This is a genomic window from Pseudomonas sp. FA117 (assembly GCF_057370475.1).
On the sequence record NZ_CM170675.1, the window covers coordinates 5,538,382 to 5,557,946 of the forward strand.

13 protein-coding genes are annotated in these 19,565 nt (G+C 64.8%); 2 read left to right on the forward strand and 11 right to left on the reverse strand.

The window, feature by feature from the left end:
* Positions 1–114: 114 nt before the first annotated feature.
* The 8 genes from gltB to pilM all read right to left on the reverse strand — a co-directional run bounded on the left by gltB (position 115) and on the right by pilM (position 11,853).
* Complete coding sequence (gene gltB, locus AC1TXO_RS25355; RefSeq protein ID WP_486404259.1) at positions 115–4,560, reverse strand: glutamate synthase large subunit; 4,446 nt, start codon at positions 4,558–4,560, stop codon at positions 115–117.
* Positions 4,561–4,934: 374 nt separating this feature from the next.
* The gene (locus AC1TXO_RS25360) at positions 4,935–6,539 is read right to left on the reverse strand and encodes an AAA family ATPase (RefSeq protein WP_486404260.1); all 1,605 of its coding nucleotides are present in this window, start codon (positions 6,537–6,539) and stop codon (positions 4,935–4,937) included.
* 15 nt (positions 6,540–6,554) lie between these two features.
* Entirely contained in the window at positions 6,555–7,652 is a 1,098-nt protein-coding gene (gene aroB, locus AC1TXO_RS25365; protein WP_486404261.1) for a 3-dehydroquinate synthase, read from the reverse strand.
* Between the two features lie 97 nt (positions 7,653–7,749).
* On the reverse strand, positions 7,750–8,268 hold the full coding sequence (aroK, locus tag AC1TXO_RS25370; protein WP_486404262.1) for a shikimate kinase AroK: 519 nt from the start codon (positions 8,266–8,268) through the stop codon (positions 7,750–7,752).
* A 4-nt stretch (positions 8,269–8,272) separates the two neighbouring features.
* A complete protein-coding gene (locus AC1TXO_RS25375) occupies positions 8,273–9,544 on the reverse strand; it encodes a type IV pilus secretin PilQ (RefSeq protein ID WP_486404263.1) in 1,272 nt (423 codons plus the stop codon).
* Complete coding sequence (locus AC1TXO_RS25380) at positions 9,465–10,472, reverse strand: pilus assembly protein PilP (protein ID WP_486404264.1); 1,008 nt, start codon at positions 10,470–10,472, stop codon at positions 9,465–9,467. Before AC1TXO_RS25380 ends, AC1TXO_RS25375 begins: the two co-directional genes overlap by 80 nt.
* Before the next feature lie 8 nt (positions 10,473–10,480).
* Positions 10,481–11,014: a PilN domain-containing protein gene (locus tag AC1TXO_RS25385; protein WP_486404265.1), complete on the reverse strand. Its 534-nt coding sequence runs from the start codon at positions 11,012–11,014 to the stop codon at positions 10,481–10,483.
* A complete protein-coding gene (gene pilM, locus AC1TXO_RS25390) occupies positions 10,999–11,853 on the reverse strand; it encodes a type IV pilus biogenesis protein PilM (protein ID WP_486404266.1) in 855 nt (284 codons plus the stop codon). Before pilM ends, AC1TXO_RS25385 begins: the two co-directional genes overlap by 16 nt.
* Positions 11,854–12,068: 215 nt before the next feature.
* On the opposite strand from pilM, the gene AC1TXO_RS25395 reads away from it, so the two are divergent.
* Positions 12,069–14,519: a penicillin-binding protein 1A gene (locus tag AC1TXO_RS25395; RefSeq protein ID WP_486406913.1), complete on the forward strand. Its 2,451-nt coding sequence runs from the start codon at positions 12,069–12,071 to the stop codon at positions 14,517–14,519.
* A gap of 93 nt (positions 14,520–14,612) precedes the next feature.
* Here the strand turns inward: AC1TXO_RS25395 and AC1TXO_RS25400 are convergent, their stop codons facing one another.
* The 3 genes from AC1TXO_RS25400 to rpmE all read right to left on the reverse strand — a co-directional run bounded on the left by AC1TXO_RS25400 (position 14,613) and on the right by rpmE (position 17,102).
* Positions 14,613–15,881, reverse strand: a complete 1,269-nt coding sequence (locus tag AC1TXO_RS25400; RefSeq protein ID WP_486404267.1) for a malic enzyme-like NAD(P)-binding protein — start codon at positions 15,879–15,881, stop codon at positions 14,613–14,615.
* A gap of 175 nt (positions 15,882–16,056) precedes the next feature.
* Positions 16,057–16,884: a thermonuclease family protein gene (locus tag AC1TXO_RS25405; protein WP_486404268.1), complete on the reverse strand. Its 828-nt coding sequence runs from the start codon at positions 16,882–16,884 to the stop codon at positions 16,057–16,059.
* Positions 16,885–16,886: 2 nt separating this feature from the next.
* Positions 16,887–17,102: a 50S ribosomal protein L31 gene (gene rpmE / locus AC1TXO_RS25410; RefSeq protein ID WP_023378219.1), complete on the reverse strand. Its 216-nt coding sequence runs from the start codon at positions 17,100–17,102 to the stop codon at positions 16,887–16,889.
* A gap of 167 nt (positions 17,103–17,269) precedes the next feature.
* On the opposite strand from rpmE, the gene AC1TXO_RS25415 reads away from it, so the two are divergent.
* Positions 17,270–19,489: a primosomal protein N' gene (locus AC1TXO_RS25415; protein ID WP_486404269.1), complete on the forward strand. Its 2,220-nt coding sequence runs from the start codon at positions 17,270–17,272 to the stop codon at positions 19,487–19,489.
* Positions 19,490–19,565 lie beyond the last annotated feature (76 nt).

Here is a 19,565-nt window from a genome sequence, read left to right on the forward strand (position 1 = left end):
ACCTCTCAACAGCAGCTGCAAGCTACACGCTGCAAGCCGCAAGACGATCACTTAAGCCGGGCGAGCCTCGAACCGCTCTGTTCGCGGTTCGAGGCGCACCACTTGCAGCTGCTCTTACTGCGGGTTGGCGCGGGTGCTGGACAACAGTTGCTTCAGGTTGGCCGCCTTCGGCTTGACCAGCCAGAAGCGCCGCACGTAGTCGTCCAGGTTTTCGGAGAGCTCACGCCCCCACTCGCTGCCGGTTTCTTCCACATACTCGCCCAGGACCCGCGCCAGGTGGCTGCGGTAGGCCTCCATCGCCTCACCACTGATACGCTGGATTTCCACCAGCTCGTGGTTGAGTTTGTCGAAGAAGGTGTTGTCCATGTCGAGCACGTAGGCGAAACCGCCCGTCATGCCGGAACCGAAGTTGTAACCGGTCTTGCCCAGGACGCAGACAAAGCCGCCGGTCATGTATTCGCAGCAGTGATCACCGGTGCCCTCGACCACAGCGTGGGCGCCGGAGTTACGCACAGCGAAGCGCTCGCCCGCGGTGCCGGCGGCGAACAGCTTGCCGCCAGTGGCGCCGTACAGGCAGGTGTTGCCGACGATGGCGCTGTGCTGGGTTTCGAACGGGCTGCCAGCTGGCGGCACGATGGTGACCTTGCCACCGGTCATGCCCTTGCCAACGTAGTCGTTGGCGTCACCTTCCAGGTGCAGGTTCAGGCCACCGGCGTTCCACACGCCGAAGCTCTGGCCCGCCGTGCCCTTGAAGCGGAAGGTGATCGGGCTGGCGGCCATGCCCTGGTTGCCGTGCAGCCTGGCGATTTCGCCAGAGATGCGGGCACCGATGGAACGGTCGCAGTTGCAGATGTCGAGGGCGAACTCGCCACCGGCCTGGTCGCGGATCGCCGGCAGGGCCATCTCGACCATCTTCTCGGCCAGCTCGCCCTTGTCGAACGGCGGGTTCTTGTCGACTTCACAGAACTGCGGCTTGTCGGCCGGAATGTGCGAACTGCCCAGCAGCGGCGTGAGGTCCAGGTGATGCTGACGCTCGGTGTCGCCCGGCAGCACCTCGAGCAGGTCGGTACGCCCGATCAGCTCGCCGAGGCTGCGCACGCCCAGCTTGGCCAGCCATTCACGAGTCTCTTCGGCGACGAAGGTGAAGAAGTTGATCACCATGTCGACGGTGCCGATGTAGTGGTCCTTGCGCAGCTTGTCGTTCTGGGTCGCGACGCCAGTGGCGCAGTTGTTCAGGTGACAGATGCGCAGGTACTTGCAGCCCAGGGCGATCATCGGCGCAGTACCGAAGCCGAAGCTTTCGGCACCGAGGATAGCTGCCTTGATCACGTCCAGGCCGGTTTTCAGGCCGCCATCGGTCTGTACCCGCACCTTGCCGCGCAGGTCGTTGCCGCGCAGGGTCTGGTGGGTTTCGGCCAGGCCCAGTTCCCAGGGCGCACCGGCGTACTTGATCGAGGTCAGCGGCGAGGCACCGGTACCGCCGTCGTAGCCGGAAATGGTGATCAGGTCGGCATAGGCCTTGGCCACACCGGCGGCGATGGTGCCGACACCGGCCTCGGCCACCAGTTTGACCGACACCAGCGCCTGCGGGTTGACCTGCTTGAGGTCGTAGATCAGCTGCGCCAGGTCTTCGATCGAGTAGATGTCGTGGTGCGGCGGTGGCGAAATCAGGGTCACGCCGGGTACTGCGTAGCGCAGCTTGGCGATCAGGCCGTTGACCTTGCCGCCTGGCAGCTGGCCACCCTCACCGGGCTTGGCGCCCTGGGCCACCTTGATCTGCAGCACTTCGGCGTTGACCAGGTACTCCGGGGTCACGCCGAAGCGGCCGGTGGCCACCTGCTTGATCTTGGAGCTCTTGAGCGTGCCGTAGCGGGCCGGGTCTTCACCGCCCTCGCCGGAGTTGGAGCGCGCGCCCAGGCGGTTCATCGCCTCGGCCAGCGCCTCGTGGGCTTCCGGCGACAAGGCACCCAGGGAAATACCGGCAGAGTCGAAGCGCTTGAGAATGGCCTCGAGCGGTTCGACCTGGTCCAGTGCCAGCGCCTGGTCGGCCACCTTGACCTTGAGCAGGTCGCGGATCATCGACACCGGGCGCTGGTCGACCAGCGTGGTGTATTCCTTGAACTTGGCGTAGTCGCCCTGCTGCACTGCTGCCTGCAGGGTGTTCACCACGTCCGGGTTGTAGGCGTGGTACTCGCCGCCATGGACGAACTTGAGCAAGCCGCCCTGCTGGATCGGCTTTCGCGCGCTCCAGGCTTCGGCAGCGAGCAGCTTCTGGTCGCTCTCCAGGTCTTCGAAGCGCGCACCCTTGATGCGGCTGGACACACCCTTGAAGCTCAGGCCAACCACCTCGTCCGACAGACCGATGGCCTCGAACAGCTGCGCACCGCGGTAGGAGGTGATGGTCGAGATACCCATCTTCGACAGGATCTTCAGCAGCCCCTTGGAGATGCCTTTGCGGTAGTACTTGAACACTTCGTCCAGATCGCCCAGCACTTCACCGGTGCGGATCAGGTCGGCCAGTACTTCATACGCCAGGTACGGATACACGGCCGAGGCGCCGAAGCCCAGCAGCACGGCGAAGTGGTGCGGGTCGCGGGCGGTGGCGGTTTCCACCAGGATGTTGCTGTCGCAGCGCAGGCCCTGCTCGGTCAGACGGTGATGCACCGCACCGACGGCCAGCGAGGCGTGCACCGGCAGCTTGCCCGGGGCGATGAAACGGTCGCTCAGCACCAGCTGGCTCTTGCCGCTGCGCACCGCTTCTTCGGCCTGGTCGGCGATGTTGCGGATGGCGGCTTCGAGACCGATGGCCTGGTCGTAGTTGAGGTCGATCAGCTGACGCTCGAAACCCTCACGCTCCAGGCTCATCAACGAGCGCCACTTGGCCGGCGAGATCACCGGCGAGCTGAGAATCACCCGCGAGGCGTGCTCGGGGGATTCCTGGAAGATGTTGCGCTCGGCACCCAGGCAGATTTCCAGCGACATCACGATCGCTTCGCGCAGCGGGTCGATCGGCGGGTTGGTAACCTGGGCGAACTGCTGGCGGAAGAAGTCGTACGGCGAACGAACCCGTTGCGAGAGCACGGCCATCGGCGTGTCGTCGCCCATCGAGCCGACGGCTTCCTGGCCCTGCTCGCCCAGCGGACGCAGCACCTGGTCACGCTCCTCGAAGGTGACCTGGAACATCTTCATGTATTGCTTGAGCTGGTCGGCGTCGTAGCTGGCCACGCCCTGGTCGTCGGTCAGCGTCGCCTGGATGCGGGTGGCGTGCTGACGCAGCCAGCGCTTGTAGGGATGGCGCGACTTGAGACGGTTGTCGATGGCGTCGGTGTCGAGGATCTGGCCGGTCTCGGTGTCCACGGCGAAGATCTGGCCCGGGCCGACGCGGCCTTTGGCGATGACATCCTCAGGCTTGTAGTTCCACACGCCGATTTCCGAGGCGAGCGTGATGTAGCCGTTCTTGGTCGTCACCCAGCGCGCCGGACGCAGGCCGTTGCGGTCGAGCAGGCACACCGCATGGCGGCCTTCGGTCATGACGATACCGGCCGGGCCGTCCCACGGTTCCATGTGCATGGAGTTGTATTCGTAGAAAGCGCGCAGGTCGGCGTCCATGGTCTCGACGTTCTGCCAGGCTGGCGGTACCAGCATGCGCACGCCACGGAACAGGTCGATGCCGCCGGTGACCATCAGCTCGAGCATGTTGTCCATGCTGGAGGAGTCGGAGCCGACACGGTTGACCAACGGGCCGAGCTCTTCCAGATCGGGAATCAGGTCGTTGGCGAACTTGGTACGACGGGCCATGGCCCAGTTGCGGTTGCCGGTGATGGTGTTGATCTCGCCGTTGTGGGCGAGGAAGCGGAACGGCTGCGCCAGCGGCCATTTCGGCAGGGTGTTGGTGGAGAAGCGCTGGTGGAAGACGCAGATGGCGGTCTTCAGGCGCTCGTCACCCAGGTCCGGATAGAAGGCGGTGAGGTCCGCCGGCATCATCAGGCCTTTGTAGATGATGGTCTTGTGCGAAAAGCTGCAGATGTAGTGGTCGGCGTCGTGGGCGTTGGCCACGGACGAGCGGCGACGGGCACTGAACAGCTTGATGGCGAACTCCTGGTCGCTGAGACCTTCGCCACCGATGAACACCTGCTCGATCTGCGGCAGGCGCTCGAGGGCCAGGCGACCGAGCACGCTGGTGTCGATCGGTACTTTGCGCCAGCCGACCAGCGTCAGGCCGGCTGCGAGGATCTCGCGGTCCATGTTGGCGCGCGCAGCCTCGGCTTTCACCGGATCCTGATTGAAGAACACCATGCCGACGGCGTACTGCCTGGGCAGCTCGGCGGCAAAGTGCTCCTGGGCCACGGCACGCAGGAACTGGTCGGGCTTCTGCATCAGCAGGCCGCAACCGTCACCGGTCTTGCCGTCTGCGTTGATCCCACCGCGGTGGGTCATGCAGGTCAGGGCCTCGACGGCGGTTTGCAGGAGGTGGTGACTGGGTTCGCCCGTCATATGGGCGATCAGGCCAAAACCACAGTTGTCCTTGAATTCTTCGGGATGGTACAGACCTGTTTTCATAGACACTTTCTCACCAGGTTCGCCTCTCAACCAAGGCAAATCTCTTTTTAGTACAACCACTTACCATCCACGCCGATCGAATGCCAGCTTTTTTGCGGTGGGTATAGGGAAACCATTGTTGCACAGCGACAGGGAGCCCCACAAATTTTCACGACGAATCGTTGAAAATTTATGTCGCAATTTTGAATGTTTTTGCGTCATGCACCGTGATAGCGGCTTGACTCGAGTCTGAAGCGTTTCAGCCGTGACTGCAACAGAGGCTTGTGGCCGGCAGTCTGGGACAGAAAAGCCTGCCGCGCATCAGCACAGCAGGCTCTTGAGAGTCCGGGATTCGCTCAGCAACTGGGCGGCGGGGGTGGTGCCGCCCGGAAGGATCAGCGGGCCGTGGCCAGCTCTTGTTGAACGCTGCCGACGGTACGAGGCCAAGGTTTACCAGCCTGGACCTTCGCTGGCAAGTTCTTGATTGCCGCAGCCGCTGCGTCGCGGCTGCCGAAATTACCGTAGGTCACCACGTACAGCGGCTTGCCCTGCAGGTTTTTCTTGAAGTAGCGATAGTCGCCACCCTGCTCCTTGACGAACGACTGGGCAGCCGACTCGTTGCTGGTACCGAATACCTGAACCACATAGTTGCCCGGCTTCTGGCCGCTGTACCAGCTGCTGTTGCCAGCACCACCGGCGACCGGCTTCTCGGCGGGCTTGGCAGCGGGTTTGGCAGTAGCGACCTGGGTTGGCGCAGGCGCAGGCTTGGCGGCCGGCGCAACCGGCTTGGCTGGTTGGGTTGCGACAGGCTTCTGAGCCGGTGCAACCGGCTGGGCAGGCGTAGGTGCCGGGCCTGCGGCAACACCCTGGGGCGGTGCGGTGGTGGTGACGGTTGGCGGAACGGCAGCCGAAGGCGCCGATGGCTGCAGCGCAGTGTTGCCGGCAGGGCCGCCTTCATCACCATCACCCATGCCCGCGGCCTGGGCCAGCGGCTCGCGCATCACCGGCTGCGACTGCCCTACCAACGGCAGCGGCATGGGTTGCGACGAGCCGGAGAACTCGACGGTCGGGCCGCCGTTGCCGGACTGCCCCTGCCCCAAGGGCAACTGGGCCTGGGCAGCAGGTGCCTCGGCCGGCGCCTTGTCGCCTTTCTTGGGCATCAGGACCGCGGCAGCGACGGCGACCACGACGACAGCGGACAGCGCGAGGACGTGTTTCTTAGGCATTTTGAACCCCATGGATGGTCGCTTCTCGGTACTGCGAGTGGCGATCATGGCTTCGATCAAGGTATCGCGGGCGACCTGGTTGATATTTCCCGGCCAACCGTCGGAGTTTTCGTGGATATCGGTGATCTGCTCGGCGCTGAACACTTCGAGCCCTCGACCGGCACCCTCCAGGCGCTGCTCCAGGTACTCGCGGGTTTCCTCTTCGCTGTAGGGGGCCAGTTCAATGATGTGGAAGCGTTCTTCCTCGGCACTGAGCTCGTCCAGCCCTGCAATCAGCGAAGGCTCGCCGAACAGGAACACATGCGGACGCCCTTCCGGGACGCCGGCGGCCAGTTCCAGCAACGCTTGGAGTGCCGACTCGTCAAGTTGTTCCGCATCGTCCACCAGCAGATAGACTTCCTGACCGGTCAGCGCCAGTTGCACGACCTGGGAGAGGATGGCCTGCACTTCGGCCTGGGCCACGTTCAGCGCCTGGGCAACCTGACCCAGCACACTGGCCGCGTCGCTCGCGCCACGCGCCGACACCACCACGCTCTGTACCGACTGCTTGTTGGTGCTGGCCACCAGGGCCTGGCGCAACAGGGTCTTGCCGCTGCCCAGCGGGCCGGTCACCACCAGCATCAGGTGGCTGTAGCGGGCCAGGTGGTGCAGCTGGCCCAGTACAGGCTTGCGCTGGGCGGGAAAGAACTTGAATCCGGGCACGCGCGGTGCGAACGGATCGTGGCTCAACTGGTAGTGATCGAGAAACGCCTCATCGGCATGCAAACTGGTCATTGCGCTGTCACAACCTCAAAGCTGCGCCACGATCGCGCGGTAATCCGCGGCCAACGTGGACTGAAGAATCTCTTTCGGATAGTCGTCGGTGATCACGGCCTCGCCCATCTGGCGCAACAGCACCAGGCGCAGGCGTCCGTCGAGCACCTTCTTGTCGACCGCCATATGTTCCATGAAATGCGCCGGGGTCATTTCCTGTGGAGGCACCACCGGCAAGCCTGCATCCTGCAGCAGGCGGATTCCGCGATCACGCGCCGACTGGTCGATCCAGCCCAGGCGCATGGACATCTCCAGGGCCATGACGGTCCCGGCGGCGACAGCCTCACCGTGCAACCATACTCCGTAGCCCATGTGGGTTTCGATGGCATGGCCGAAGGTGTGGCCGAGGTTCAGGGTGGCGCGCACGCCGGACTCACGCTCATCGGCACCGACTACCGCAGCCTTCGCCGCGCAGGAGCGACGAATGGCTTCGGTCAGTGCAACGGAGTCGAGCTCGCGCAGGGCGACCATGTTGTCTTCCAGCCAGCCGAGGAACGGCTCGTCGCAGATCAGGCCGTACTTGATGACTTCGGCCAGCCCTGCCGACAACTCGCGCGCAGGCAGCGTACGCAGGCTGGTGGTATCGATCAGCACGGCATTGGGCTGATAGAAGGCACCGACCATGTTCTTGCCCAGCGGATGGTTGATGCCGGTCTTGCCGCCGACGGACGAGTCCACCTGGGACAGCAGCGTGGTCGGCACCTGGATGAAATCGACGCCGCGCTGGTAGCAGGCGGCAGCGAAGCCGGCCATGTCGCCGATGACACCGCCCCCCAGCGCCACGACAGTGGTACGCCGGTCATGACGGGCCGTCAGCAGCGCGTCGAAGATCAACTGCAGGGTTTCCCAGTTCTTGTGGGCTTCGCCGTCGGGCAGCACCACCGGCAGCACCGACCAGGCGCCCAGGGTCTTGCTCAGGCGCTCGAGGTACAGCGGCGCGACGGTTTCGTTGGAGACGATGGCGACCTGCCGCCCGGCAATGTGCGGCGCGAGCAATTCGGGCTGGTCCAGCAGGCCCTCGCCAATGTAGATCGGGTAGCTACGCTCGCCCAGATCGACCTTCAATGTCTGCATGTATCCCCACAATATGCTTTGGCGCGGCCTTTGCCTGAGCAGCCAGCGCGGTAACGTTCAACGTCGCCCGGCGTTGGTCGCCGAGGATAGTCCCGGCTCAGCGGGGCGGCAACTGCTCGAGGCGCTCGAGAATGTCGAGCACCACCATCCGCGGAGGCCGTTCGTCGGTTTCCACTACCAGGTCGGCGATCTCGCGGTAGAGCGGATCGCGGGTTTCCAGCAGTGCCCGCAGCGTGGCCTCCGGGTTGGCAGTGCGCAGCAGCGGGCGGTTGCGGTCACGTGCGGTGCGCCCGACCTGCTGCTCGACCGAGGCATGCAGGTAGATGACCCGCCCACCCTTGTACAGCGCCTGGCGATTGGCTTCGCGCATCACCGCGCCGCCACCGGTCGCGACCACCACGCCATCGAGCTCGCAGAGCTCGGCGATCATCGCCTGCTCACGATCACGAAAGCCCGGCTCGCCTTCCTTGTCGAAGATCCACGGGATGTTGGCGCCGGTTCGCAGCTCGATTTCCTTGTCGGAATCCTTGAACAGCAAGCGCAGCTCTTTGGCCAAAAGGCGCCCGATGGTGCTCTTACCGGCGCCCATGGGCCCTACAAGTATCAAATTTCGCACAGAATCAACGACTCACAGCAATCGCCTGGTCACCCATGATACGCGGAGTCAGGAAGACCAGCAGCTCAGATTTTTTCTCTTGTAATGCATCGCGTCGAAACAGCCGTCCAACATACGGCAGATCGCCAAGAAATGGCACCTTGTCCACCACATTGTTCTGCGACGTCGAGTACACGCCACCAATCACAATCGTCTCGCCATCGGCCACCCGCACCTTGGCGTTGACCTCGTTCTTGCGTATCGGCGGCACGTCGTTAAGGGCATTGAGGTAGTCCGGCTCGTCCTTGGTTACCCGCACCGCCATGATGACCTTGCCATCCGGCGTGATCTGCGGCGTGACCTCCAGCGACAGCGAAGCCTCGCGAAATGCCACCGAGGTGGCGCCGCTCTTGCTCGATTGCTGGTAGGGCACCTCGGTACCCTTGAGAATGCGCGCGGTTTCCTTGTCGGCGGTGACGACCTTGGGCTGGGAGATGATTTCGCCATTGCCGCTCTTTTCCATGGCGCTGAGCTCCAGGTCAAACAGCACATCGCCGCGCACCAGCCCCACGCCGATGCCGGAAGTCGCGGTCGAGGCGCCCAGGTCGACGAACAGCTCGCTCCCCAACCGCCCCGGCCTTGCCCCCAGTTGCGCGCCCCAGCGCACGCCGAGGATCTTCTCGTAGTCGACACTGGCCTCGACGATGCGGGCTTCGATCATCACCTGGCGAACCGGCACATCCAGTTGCGCCACCAATTGCCGCAGTTCGGCGAGCCGCGCTGCCGACTGGGTGGCGATCAGGGTGTTGGTGCGGGCATCCACGCTCAGGCTGCCGCGACCGGGAGCCAGGTCATCGTCGGCAAGGCTGGCGAGCAACAGCTGCGCGAGCTCGGTGGCATCGGCATGGTGGATGGGCAGCAACTCACGCTGCAGCGGTTGCAACTGCGCCTCCAGTGCCTGGTCGACGCGCGCCTCGCGCGATTGCCCGGCAAGCTCGGCCGCAGGCGCTATCAGCAGCACGTTGCCTTCTTCGCGTCTGGCCAGACCGCGGCTGCGCAACACCAGGTCCAACGCCTGGTCCCAGGGCACCTCGTGCAGCCGCAGGGTGACATTGCCCTGCACAGAATCACTGGCCACCAGGTTGATACCCGCATAATCGGCCAGCACCTGCAGCACCGCGCGAACTTCCACGTCCTGGAAGTTCAGCGAAAGCGGCTCACCTCTGAAAGGCGTCGACAGCGCCTGGGTCGACGCCAACACCGCCACGATCACCACCCACAGACTTTTCACGCTCATCCCTGCTCCTTGCGGCTGCGCGCCCATCCAGGGCGAGGTAGCTGTAGCGCTTATGCCACACCCCGGCGCTGAATACCCGCTCCCTGACTTCGACCTGGTCCGGGTCGATCCTCATGATCTCACCCTCCTCCCGCCCCAGGCGCTCTCCTTGCCCCACTCGGTAGACACGCCCGGCCCAGCGCAGCAGTGCCTGGTGCCGCCCTGCACGCGACAGGCTACCGACCATTTCCAGCTGTTCCAGCGGCACCCCTGCCAGTCCCGGGGCCTGCTGGCGCGAGGACCAGGGTGCGAAAGGGTCGAGCAGCGGTGGCTCGCCCGGCGGTCGTGACGGCTCCTGTGCCAGAGAGGCTGGCACGGGCAGCACTTGACCGGCATGAAACACCTGCAGGTGCAAACGCAGTTGCAACAAACCCGGACGGTCCGCGACGGCCTCCCATTGCAGGTGCGTCACCCGCAACAACCGCAGTTGGCCCAGCCAGTCATCGAGCCACGAGCGCAATGCGGCGTAACGCCCGCTGGCCACTACCTGCAAGGGGATTTGCAAGTACCCCGGACCCTGCAACTGCTCATCCACATCGAGCTGCTCGAAGAACAGTCCATGGGTTCGCCCCGACAGTGCCAGGCGATCGAGCAGATCGCTCATCTGCGCGCCACCGGACAGTCGCCAGCGTGCATCCTGCAATTGTGCATTCCCAGCGGCCAATGCCGCTTCGGCGGCATCGAGCGCCGTCACCTGCTGCCCACGCTGTGACAGCAACCGCTGCTGTTCGAGGGCTTCAGCCAGCCCATGGCGGTAAGCGTCATGCAATCCTTTCAGACGCAGCCAGTAGCCACCGGCCAGAACCAGCGCGACACCCAGTGTCATCAGTGCAAGCCGCCACAACCGCGAGCGGCCGACCCACTCCTGCCACTCGAACGGCCACACCATCCATCTGCTCAAGAGGCAACGACGCGCGCCACCAGCAGAAACGCATCGCCCCCCGCACGTCCGATGATCTGCTTGAGCTCGAGGTCGAGCAGCAGGGGCCAGCCCTGCAGGTCGCGCATGAACTGCGCCAGCACGGCTGCAGACACTGCCAGGCCATTGATCTGCAACTGGTCGCCCTGCAGGTCGAGCCTGGTCAGCTGCATGCCCTGCGGCATCGCCGACTCGACCCGGGCCAGCAACTGCGGCACCAGCTCCTGCGAGGCACGCAGCCCAGCAAGGGCATCGATCTGCCGGCGAACTTCATCGTGCTTGTCGCGAAGTTGCGCTATGCGTGCCAACGGCACCTCCAGCGCCTGGAGCTGCACCGCTCGCTGTGCAGCGGCGCTGGCCTGCAGCTTGAGACGCTGATGCGCAAGACGATCCACCAGCATCACCGCCACGAAGGCGGCGAACAGGCTGCCCAGCAACAGCAGGCGAAAGTTGCGCAACACTGCCAGGCGCCGACGCTCGCGCCAGGGCAGCAGATTCAGGCGGATGTCCATTGCCCACCCCCCAGCGCCAGCCCCAGGGGCAGTGCCATCGCACCCGTTTCGTCGGCTGATGCGCCCTGCCAGTTGCCCGGGATGCACACCCGCTCACAGGCAATGCCAAGGTGCCGCTCCAGCCTGTGCAGCCAGCCGGCCGTGATACCCGCGCCGCCGACGACCAGCCCGCGTGCCAGATCGACAGGCGGCTGCCCCCCAACCAGGCAATCGATGCACTGCAGGTAACCCTCCTGGTCCGCGCCTGGCGCCACAGCCTGCCCGCTGCGCCAGGGCAGCGGACTGTCGGTCCAGGCGTATAGGGTCACCCGGTCAGGCTCCATCAGCAACAGCGGTCGACGGGACTCAACCGGCTGCAGGCGGCGCAGTGCCAGGCTGTCCACCTCGAACGCGACAACATCGAGACCGGCCTCCTCGAACACCTGTAGCCACGGCTCCAGGAGACTGTGCCGGGCAGCACCTATCAACACATCGAGCGCGTCGGGCACCTGCGCAGAAGCACCCAGCACCTGGAAGTCCAGGGCCAGATCCTCGACAGGAAAGGGAAACAACTGCTGCGCATCGGCCAGCAATCGGGCTTCGCGCTCGGCCTCGGGCAGCGCAGCAGGCAAGTGGCCGAGCTTGCAGATCACCTGCGAGCCCGGCAATGCCAGCGCGACCTGCCGCGCCCGACCGCCACAGCGTCTCCAGGCCTGGCGCAGCGCCCGCAGGAGCGGCTCGCCATCGCCCTCGCCCTGCGCTGGTGCGTCAATGGGCTCCAGTGCCCACCCAGCTACGCGCTGGCGCCCTGGCCGCCCCTGCAACCGCAGCACCCTCACCGAACCAGAGGTGATTTGCACCCCCAACACTGAACCGGCATCCCTGCCAAAGCGTCCAAGCATCGCTGTTCCCTTTTTTGACCGTGGCAAACCCTTGCCATCCGGAGCCGCTGCTCCTTTCACTCCGCCCGGCCGATGACCCGGCAGGGCGAAAATGCTTATAATGCCCAGCGTTTTTTCCCGTCCGCCGGGCCTGCGTGCACTCCATTTCTCAACCTGGACACCCAAAAGCCTTGATACGCCTGCTGAAGTTCTTCTGGTGGTCTTTCGTCGCCGTCATCTGCGCGCTCGTACTCGGTCTGAGCGGTGCGTTTCTGTATCTTAGTCCCAGCCTGCCTTCGGTCGACTCGCTCAGAAGCATCCAGTTGCAGATCCCGCTGAGGGTGTACAGCAGCGACGGCAAGCTGATTGCCGAGTTTGGCGAGATGCGGCGCTCGCCGATCCGTTTCGCGGAAATTCCCCCACAGTTCATCCAGGCGCTTCTGTCAGCCGAAGACGACAATTTCCTCAATCACTACGGTGTCGATCCGAGCAGCCTGATGCGCGCCGCGACCCAGCTGGTGAAGTCCGGTCATATCCAGACCGGCGGCAGTACCATCACCATGCAGGTGGCGAAGAACTTCTTCCTCACCAGCGAGCGCAGCTTCTCGCGCAAGACCAACGAAATCCTCCTGGCACTGCAGATCGAACGCGAGCTGACCAAGGACGAAATCCTCGAGCTCTACGTCAACAAGATCTACCTGGGCAACCGCGCCTACGGCATCGATGCCGCAGCGCAGGTGTACTACGGCAAGTCGATCCGCGACATCAGCCTGGCGCAGATGGCGATGATCGCCGGCCTGCCCAAAGCGCCGTCGCGCTTCAACCCGCTGGCCAACCCGGTGCGCGCCAAGGAGCGTCGCGACTGGATCCTTGGCCGCATGTACAAGCTCGGCAAGATCGACGAGGCCAGCTACCAGGCGGCCCTCGCCGAACCGCTGAACGCCAGCTATCACGTGCCGACACCCGAAGTTAACGCGCCGTTCGTCGCCGAAATGGCCCGCGCCGAAATGGTCGGCCGCTACGGCAGCGATGCCTACACCGAAGGTTTCCGGGTGACCACGACCGTCCCCAGCGACACCCAGGAAATTGCCAACAAGGCTGTTCTCAACGGCCTTTCCCAGTACGACGAACGTCATGGCTACCGCGGCCCCGAATCGCGCTTCCCGGGCAAGGCCCGCGCTGCCTGGCAGCAGGAACTGGGCAAGCAGCGCACCCTTGGCGGCCTGGAGCCGGCCATCGTCACCCAGGTCGACAAGAGCGGCCTGAAGGTCATGACCCGTGGCGGCCAGGACGAAGACGTGGCCTGGGACACCATGAAATGGGCCCGCCCGTTCATCAACAGCAACGCCCAGGGCCGTGCGCCACAGTCGCCGGCAGACGTCGTGCAGGTCGGCGACCTGGTTCGCGTGCAGCGCCTGGACGACGGCAAGCTCAAGTTCAGCCAGGTGCCGGGCGCCCAGAGCGCGCTGGTGACCCTCGACCCGAACAACGGCGCGATTCGCGCGCTGGTCGGCGGCTTCTCGTTCGAGCAGAGCAACTACAACCGTGCCATGCAGGCCAAGCGCCAGCCAGGCTCGAGCTTCAAACCCTTCGTCTACAGCGCCGCCCTGGACAATGGCTACACTGCCGCCAGCCTGGTCAACGACGCGCCGATCGTGTTCGTCGACGAATACCTCGACAAGGTCTGGCGCCCGAAAAACGACACCAACACCTTCCTCGGTCCGATCCGCATGCGCGAGGCGCTGTACAAGTCGCGCAACCTGGTGTCGATCCGCCTGCTGCAGGCAATGGGTGTCGACCGCACCATCGACTACATCGCCAAGTTCGGCTTCAACAAGCAGGACCTGCCGCGCAACCTCTCGCTGGCACTGGGAACCGCGACGCTCACGCCGATGGAGATCGCCACCGGCTGGAGCACCTTTGCCAACGGCGGCTACAAGATCAACCCGTACCTGATCGAGCGCGTCGAGAGCCGTAACGGCGAAACGCTGTTCACCGCCAACCCGGCGCACGTACCGCAGGGTAGCGAGGACCAGGCCGGCATCGCCGCCCCGGAAGAGCCGATCATTACGCTGCCGCAGCCGGGCACCGCACCGTCGGCACTGGGCCAGGTCGCCCCGCCGCCGCAGACCCCGGCGATCGCCGAGCGCATCATCGACGGCCGTACCACCTACATCCTTACCAGCATGCTGCAGGATGTGATCAAGCGCGGCACCGGCCGTCGCGCCCTGGCCCTGGGCCGTGGCGACATCGCAGGCAAGACCGGCACCACCAACGAATCCAAGGATGCCTGGTTCTCCGGCTACAACGCCGACTACGTGACCACCGTGTGGGTCGGTTTCGACCAGCCGGAAACCCTCGGCCGGCGCGAATACGGCGGCACCGTGGCTCTGCCGATCTGGATGGACTTCATGGGGCCGGCGCTCAAGGGCAAGCCCGAGCATGCGCCGGCAGAACCCGAGGGCATTCTCAGCCTGCGGGTCGATCCGGTCAGCGGTCGCGCGGCAACGCCGAGCACGCCGAATGCCTACTTCGAGCTGTTCAAGGCCGAGGATTCGCCACCCTCGGTAGACGAACTGGGCAACGGCGCAGCCCCAGGCAGCCCGCTGCCAGCCGATGAAGCGGCGCCGATGGACCTGTTCTGAAGAACAATCCGAACCCGCTTCGCCGCCACCTGCAGGCAAACAAAAAGCCCCGGCTCTCACGAGCCGGGGCTTTTTCATGACACTACAACGGCATCAGCCGTTGAACACGTCATCCACGCTCTTGAGCGGGTAGTGCTTCGGATACGGCAGGGTCGCCACACCGGATTCGATGGCGGCCTTGGCCACGGCATCGGAAACCACGGTGATCAGACGCGCGTCCAGCGGCTTCGGAATGATGTACTCACGACCGAACTCCAGACCGTCGACGCCGTAGGCTTCGCACACTTCCTTCGGTACCGGCAGCTTGGCCAGGTCTTTCAGGGCGATGGCAGCAGCGATCTTCATCTCTTCGTTGATGCGCTTGGCGCGAACGTCCAGGGCACCACGGAAGATGAACGGGAAGCCCAGGACGTTGTTGACCTGGTTCGGGTAGTCCGAACGACCGGTGGCCATGATCACGTCGCTGCGGGTGGCGTGGGCCAGCTCAGGGGCGATTTCCGGATCCGGGTTCGAGCAGGCGAACACGATCGGGTTGGCCGCCATCGACTTCAGGCCTTCAGGGCTCAGCAGGTTCGGACCGGACAGGCCGACGAACACGTCAGCACCATCCAGGGCATCAGCCAGGGTGCGCTTGTCGGTGGCGTGGGCGAACTGGGCCTTGTACTGGTTCAGGTCGTCGCGGCCGGCGTGGATCACGCCGCTGCGGTCGATCATGAAGATGTTCTCGACCTTGGCACCCATGCTGACCAGCAGCTTCATGCACGAGATGGCCGCAGCGCCGGCACCCAGGCAGACGATCTTCGCGTCTTCCAGGGTTTTGCCTGCGATTTCCAGGGCGTTGATCATGCCGGCGGCGGTCACGATGGCGGTGCCGTGCTGGTCATCGTGGAAGACCGGGATGTCGCACTGCTCGATCAGGGTGCGCTCGATCTCGAAGCACTCAGGTGCCTTGATGTCTTCGAGGTTGATGCCACCGAAGGTGATGGAGATGCGGCGAACGGTGTCGATGAAGGCCTGCGGGCTTTCCGACTCGACTTCGATGTCGAACACGTCGATACCGGCGAAACGCTTGAACAGAACACCCTTGCCTTCCATGACCGGCTTGGAGGCCAGCGGGCCGAGGTCACCCAGGCCGAGAATGGCGGTACCGTCGGAGATCACAGCGACCAGGTTGCCCTTGCCGGTGTATTTGTAGGCCAGCTCCGGATCACGGCCGATTTCGCGTACCGGCTCGGCGACGCCTGGGCTGTAGGCCAGGGCGAGGTCACGGGCGGTGGCGGTCGGCTTGGAGAGTTCGACGCTCAGTTTCCCCGGGCGAGGTTGAGCGTGATATTCGAGAGCGGCGGTTTTCAGGTCTGACATGGTGGGCATTCCGCTTGTTTACTGTTCTGACGGACCGCCGAGGATACGCAAAGAGCCGGGGGGCGACAAGACTGCCCGGTCACATGTGTCAAGGCCCTTGGCCTACGACTTTACGCTACAACCCACGGGGCTTGGAGCCTTGAGTGTGTACAATCCATAATCATAATGTCTACAACTATTTTTGCAGCGGCACCGCCTCAAGCATGCTCGGGTCGGTCAGTGGTAAAAGCCAGCGACGCTGCCCGGGTTTGAGTCCGCCCTTGCGGGACCGGTCCAGCACCCAGCCCCGCGCTTCCACCTGCAGCCCCTTGAGATTAGCGAAGAAGCTGTCGGGGAAGGCGCGCCGCAGACGAGCGGGAACCTGCAATACCACGGCTTCGTCGAGCTCAAGCCAGACGCCTGCTTTATTATGCTCGATCGTGCTGACTTTACCGGCGATCAACGCAAATCCTGATTGCCTCACCTGCCCGGCGGCTATCACCGGGGAGCGCTGCCAGAGCCCGAGCCCGGCCCGCCGCGCAGACTGCTCGGCCTGTTGCTGGCAGCCCGCCAGCTGTACGTTCGGCGCCACCGCCACGCGGTAGCCCAAGCCCTCACCGAGCAGCTGTGCTTCGAGATTGTCGCCATTGCGGTCATAGATATGCGCCAAGGTGCGCCCGTATTTGTCCTTGGGCTCAACACCCAGGACCAGCCCCACCCGCCCGTCACTGGCCTGTACCAGTGCCTGCAGCCGACGCCTGGACGCTTCGGCGTAGGGCTCGCTGCTGCGGCCCTTGCGCCCGATCTCCGGGGCATTGATGCCGATCAGCCGCACGCTGCGGCCATCACCCAGGCGCAGGGTGTCGCCATCGACGACCTGGCGCACCGCCACCTGCTGCACGGCCTCAGGTTTCGGACAGAAGGCCTGCGCCGGGAAATGCCAGATCGCGGCCACAAAAAAGGCGCCCACAAGGGGCGCCTTCTTTTGCAACAGCGCGAAGCCCGAAGGTTTCGCCGTATGCATGATTACTTCTTGGTACCGAACATACCGAAGCGATCGGCGAACTTCTGTACGCGACCACCGGTGTCCAGGACTTTCTGCTTGCCAGTGTAGAACGGGTGGCACTGGGAGCACACGTCGATCGCCAGCGGCTTGGCCAGGGTCGAACGGGTTTCGAATTTGTTGCCGCAGCTGCAGGTGACTGCAACTACTTCGTAGTTCGGATGAATATCGGCTTTCATGGTCACTTCCTCGAGCTGCGTGCCGCCACCCAACACCAATTGTTGAATACCGCACGTAATTAGGCGGCGAATAATACCAGAGCCTGAGGCCAGCGCAAGTTGTCGCTTGCACCGACCGTCGTCTGCTAGGCTCGTGTCCTTCCCTCCCAGCTACGAAGACCAGCCGCGTGTCCGACGTCATCCTGCGCATTGCCCTGCCCTCGCCCCTGCGTCGCCTGTTCGACTACCGGGCCCCGGACGCCATGGCACGCCAGCAACTGACACCGGGCATGCGTATCCGCGTGCCTTTCGGGCGGCGTGAAATGATCGGCGTGCTGGTCGAGGTCTGTGCTCAGAGCGAAGTGCCCGCCGACAAGCTCAAGCCGGCGAGCAAGCTGCTCGACCCGGTATCGCCGCTGCCGCCGGCGCTGTTCAAGCTGTGCCTGTGGACCGCCCACTATTATCAGCACAGCCTGGGTGACACCTTCAGCTGGGCGCTGCCGGTACTGCTGCGTCAGGGCGAAGCAGCCGAGGTGCGCCAGGAGCGCTTCTGGCATGTCGCCGCCGGCGCACGCCTGGACGACCCGCGCATCGCCCGCGCCCCGCGCCAGAAAGAGGCCCTGCAGACCCTCGCGCAGCACCCTCATGGCGTAGCCCACAGCGTGCTGGCAAAGCTTGGCCTGAACAAGGACAGCCTCGACCTGCTGCTGGCCAAGGAGCTGGTGCAGGTCGAGGTGCGCCGCCACCTGCCTGCCGCGCGCCACGAACGCTGGCTTGCACAACCGGAACTGCCGCTCAACGACGAACAGCGCGCCGCCTTCGAGGCCGTGCGTTCGGGCTTCGGCAACTTCCATGCCTTTCTTCTGGCCGGGGTCACCGGCAGCGGCAAGACCGAGGTCTACCTGCAGCTGATTCGCGAGACCCTGGAAGCCGGCAAGCAGGCGCTGATCCTGATCCCCGAGATCAACCTCGGCCCGCAGACCCTGGCGCGCTTCGAGCAGCGATTCAATGCACGTATCACCCTGCTGCATTCGGCGGTCAACGATCGCGAGCGCCTGGACGCCTGGCTGGCAGCTCGCGACGGCGAGGCGGACATCATCATCGGCACACGCTCGGCGCTGTTCACGCCGATGAAGAATCCAGGGCTGATCATCATCGACGAGGAGCACGACGGCTCCTACAAGCAGCAGGAGGGCCTGCGCTATCACGCCCGCGACCTGGCCGTGGTGCGCGCGCACCAGGAAAACATCCCCATCCTGCTGGGCTCGGCCACGCCGTCGCTGGAGAGCCTGCACAACGCCCACAGCGGACGCTACGGGCTGTTGCGCATGAACCAGCGCGCAGGCGGCGCCCGAGCGCCACGTTTCCTGCGTCTGGACGTGCGCAGCCTGCCCCTGGACAGCGGCATCAGCGGCCCGTTGCAGCAGGCCATTGGTCAGACCCTGGCCGCCGGCCAGCAGGTGCTGGTCTTCCTCAACCGCCGAGGCTTTGCGCCGACCCTGCTGTGCCACGACTGTGGCTGGCTGTCCGAGTGCCCGCGCTGCGACGCGCGCATGACCGTGCACCAGCGCTCCGGTGTGCTGCGCTGCCACCATTGCGGCTACGACGAGCGCCTGCCGCTGCAGTGCCCGCAATGCGCCCACGTCGATCTGCGCCCGGTCGGGGCCGGCACCGAGCGCGCCGAGGAGCGCCTGAAGACGCTGTTCCCCGACTACCCTGTCCTGCGCGTGGACCGCGACAGCACCTCGCGCAAGGACGCCATGCACAACCTGTTCACCACCATCCAGCGCGGCCAGCCGAGCATCCTGGTGGGCACGCAGATGCTCGCCAAGGGCCATCACTTCCCGCGGGTGACGCTGGTGGCCATCCTCGATGCCGACGGCGGGCTGTTCTCCGGCGACTTCCGCGCCAGCGAACGCATGGCGCAACTGATCGTCCAGGTCGCCGGGCGGGCCGGGCGGGCCGAGGAACCGGGCAAGGTGATCGTGCAGACCCACCTGGCCGAGCACCCCTTGCTGGTGCAATTGACCGAACAGGGCTATTTCGCCTTCGCCGAGCAGGCCTTGAGCGAGCGCCGCGCCGCCGGCCTGCCCCCCTTCTCGCACCTGGCGTTGCTGCGTGCCGATGCGCACAAGCCTGGCCAGGCCGAAGGTTTTCTCGACGAAGCCTGCGCGGCGGCCGAGCGCGTGCTGGCCGAGCAGGGCCTGCAGGGCATCGAGCTGCTCGGCCCGGTTCCGGCGCCGATGGAGCGCCGCGCCGGGCGATTCCGCGCCCAGTTGCTGATCCAGGCCAATGCACGGGCGCCTTTGCATCGACTGGTCAGTGCCTGGTTGCTAGTGTTGGAACAGATGCCCTCTGGTCGCCAGGTGCGCTGGTCGCTGGATGTGGATCCGGTCGACCTTTATTGAGGCCGTTGATCCGAACCCGATTCGCCCCTGCCCGAGCGGTGCTCAGGTCGTAAAGGTTGGCAATCAAGCCACGGCC

What these genes read in the sequence shown, in the direction of transcription:
- AC1TXO_RS25380 (WP_486404264.1), bottom strand. Translation starts at nt 10,472, where the DNA reads ATGGTGTGGCCGTTCGAGTGGCAGGAGTGGGTCGGCCGCTCGCGGTTG.
- AC1TXO_RS25400 (WP_486404267.1), bottom strand. Translation starts at nt 15,881, where the DNA reads ATGTCAGACCTGAAAACCGCCGCTCTCGAATATCACGCTCAACCTCGC.
- AC1TXO_RS25385 (WP_486404265.1), bottom strand. Translation starts at nt 11,014, where the DNA reads ATGGACATCCGCCTGAATCTGCTGCCCTGGCGCGAGCGTCGGCGCCTG.
- AC1TXO_RS25405 (WP_486404268.1), bottom strand. Translation starts at nt 16,884, where the DNA reads ATGCATACGGCGAAACCTTCGGGCTTCGCGCTGTTGCAAAAGAAGGCG.
- gltB (WP_486404259.1), bottom strand. Translation starts at nt 4,560, where the DNA reads ATGAAAACAGGTCTGTACCATCCCGAAGAATTCAAGGACAACTGTGGT.
- aroB (WP_486404261.1), bottom strand. Translation starts at nt 7,652, where the DNA reads ATGCAGACATTGAAGGTCGATCTGGGCGAGCGTAGCTACCCGATCTAC.
- rpmE (WP_023378219.1), bottom strand. Translation starts at nt 17,102, where the DNA reads ATGAAAGCCGATATTCATCCGAACTACGAAGTAGTTGCAGTCACCTGC.
- AC1TXO_RS25375 (WP_486404263.1), bottom strand. Translation starts at nt 9,544, where the DNA reads ATGAGCGTGAAAAGTCTGTGGGTGGTGATCGTGGCGGTGTTGGCGTCG.
- AC1TXO_RS25360 (WP_486404260.1), bottom strand. Translation starts at nt 6,539, where the DNA reads ATGACCAGTTTGCATGCCGATGAGGCGTTTCTCGATCACTACCAGTTG.